Source organism: Streptomyces sp. NPDC058701 (assembly GCF_042715295.1).
Classification (GTDB): domain Bacteria; phylum Actinomycetota; class Actinomycetes; order Streptomycetales; family Streptomycetaceae; genus Streptomyces.
On the sequence record NZ_JBHXSY010000130.1, the window covers coordinates 1 to 2,746 of the forward strand.

Consider the following 2,746-nt stretch of genomic DNA (forward strand, 5'->3'; position numbering starts at 1 on the left):
CACGCACCACCGCCAACACCCGACGCCCATGACGCACCGCATCCGACAACCGCTCGACGAGCAACACGCCCGCACCCTCGGCCGGTCCGAAGCCGTCAGCCGAGGCGGAGAACGCCTTGCAGCGGCCGTCGGCGGCGACTGCGCGCTGCCGGGAGAACTCCACAAGCACCTCCGGCGTCGACATCACGGTCGCGCCGCCCGCGAGGGCGAGGTCGCACTCGCCGCTGCGCAGCGCCCGCACCGCCAGGTGCAGCGCGACCAGCGACGACGAACACGCCGTGTCCACCGTCAGCGCCGGCCCCTCCAGGCCAAGGGTGTACGAGATGCGGCCCGACATGACACTGGCCGAGTTGCCGGTGCCGAGGTAACCGTCGAAGCTCTCATTGCCGTTCTGCAGCAGCGGCATGTAGTGCTGGCCGTTGGTTCCCATGAACACGCCGGTACGGCTGCCGCGCCGGCCGGCCGGGTCCAGGCCCGCACGTTCGAACGATTCCCAGGCGAGTTCCAGGATGATTCGCTGCTGTGGGTCCATCGCCAGGGCCTCACGCGGCGAGATGCCGAAGAACTCCGCGTCGAACTCCCCCGCGTCGTGGAGGAACCCGCCCTCCCGGACGTAGGAACGCCCCGCCGCGTCCGGATCCGGGTCGTACAGCCCCGCCACGTCCCACCCCCGGTTGACGGGCAGGTCCGCAATGGCGTCGCGGCCGGTTTCGAGCAGCTCCCAGAGTTCGTCGGGTGTTCCGACGTCACCGGGGAGGCGGCAGGCCATGCCGATGATGGCGATCGGCTCGTCCTGGCCCGCCGGAGACGGACCGCTCGGGGCGGCCGGCTCGGAATCGGTGCCTTCCGCATCGTCCTCGTTCAGTAGTTCCTCGCGCAGATGGTCGGCGAGTGCGCGGGGGTGGGGGTGGTCGAAGACGAGGGAGGCCGGAAGGGTGAGCCCGGTGGCCTCCTTGAGCCGGTTGCGCAGTTCCATCGCGGTCATGGAGGTGAAGCCGATGTCCTTGAACGCCCGGCTCTGGTCGATCGCGTCGGGAGCGCCCTCACCCAGTACGGCCGCCACGTGGGCAGTGATCAACTCCAGGAGGGCCTTTCGCTGGGCGTTCCGGGGCTTGTCGCGCAGAGAGCGCGCCAGCTCTGTGCCGCCGGGCGCTCCGGTCCGGGCGGCCTGGTCCGCCATGGCCGCCGCCTCCGCCTCACGGAGACGGCGCACCTCGGGCAGCTCGTCGAAGAGGACGCTGGGGCGTACGGAGGTGAAAGACGCCAGGAACCGTTCCCAGTCGACGCCGGCCACCGCGGCGTTGCCCGCGCCGCCGCCCAGTGCCCGGTTCAGCGCCCGGTTCAGCTCCGCAAGCGCCACCTGGGGCTCCAGCGGAGCGATGCCGTACTGCCTCAGCGACTCGGCGGCAGAGCCGTCCGCGGTGACGGAACCCGCCCAGGGCGTCCACGCGACGGAGACCGTCGGCAGGCCCCGGGCCTGGCGGCGGGCGGCCAGGGCATCGAGGTGAGCGGCGCCGACGGCGTACGCACCCTGCCGAACACCACCCCAGATCCCCGCGACCGAGGAGATCAGCACCAGCTCCGGTACGTGTGGCCCGTCGAGCAGTGCGTCGAAGTGCGCGGCGGTCGCGGACTTGGCGGCGACGGCCGCCGCGAGGTCGGCCGGGCTCGTGCTCTCCAGCGGAGCGAGCTCCGCCGCGGGCGGAACGACGACCACCGTGGCAGGGGCGTACTCGGTGACGAGGGCGGCGAGGACCGCACGGTCGGAAAGATCGGGTGCCGTAGCGGTCGTCACGCGCTGAGCCACGTCCGAGAGCGCGGCCGGGAGTTCCATCAGGGCGGGATCGGCGAGTACGACGCGGTCCGCACCGTCCGTGAGCAGCCATCGGGCCAGTGGCTCGCCGACGGCGTCAAGGTCCCCGGCCAGCAGCACCGTGCCCTGCGGGCGCCAGTCCTTCCGTGCCCAACGGGCAGTGGCTCGTACGAGACGCCGGCCGTAGGCACCCGAGGGCCGCACCGCCAACTGGTCCTCACCGGACGTGATCCCGGCGGCCAGTGCCCGTACCGCCAGACCCGCCGTACGCGCATCGGCGTCCGCCGGGAGATCGATCAAACCACCCCAGTGATCGGAGAGTTCGAGAGCGGCGACCCGGCCGAGCGCCCACAGTTGCGCACCCGCCGTCTCCGGCACCTCACCAGGCACGACGGACACCGCACCCCGCGTCACCACCCACACCGGAACACCGAACCCGTCTCGCAGGGCTTGGCGCATCAACGTCAGCGACGCGGCTCCCGCGAGCGGCACCTCGCCGTGCTCCGGGTACGGGCCCACAGCCAGTCCGAGGAGTGACAGGATGCCCGTGACGTCCGTTGTCTCCTCGAAGATCCTGCTGAAACGGCCGTCGAAGTCCGCCGTGGTGGGGTCAAGAACAAGGGTGTGCACGGTGGCGCCGTGGGTGGTGAGGGCGTGCTGAACGTCGTGGGCGATCCGTGTGCCGTCCGCATCCAGGTCCTCGGGCATGACGAGCAGCCACCGGCCGTCAAGACGCGCCGACTCCCGCAACGACAGACTCTTCCACGCCACCTCATACGACAGACCGTCCTGCACCCCCGACGGAACAACCGCCGCGGAAGGACGCGACTCCAGCCAGTAACGCCGACGCTGGAAGGGATAAGTGGGCAGGTCTATGCTGCGGGCGCCGGTGCCCTCGAACAGTGCCGGCCAGGACACCTCCACGCCCTGGAC

At 71.3% G+C, this 2,746-nt stretch carries 1 protein-coding gene; it reads right to left on the bottom strand.

The window, feature by feature from the left end:
* Nucleotides 1-2,584 (bottom strand): type I polyketide synthase (locus ACFWW8_RS38450; protein WP_386537560.1); only part of this gene is annotated, 2,584 nt, incomplete at its 3' end.
* Between the last annotated feature and the right edge of the window lie 162 nt (nucleotides 2,585-2,746).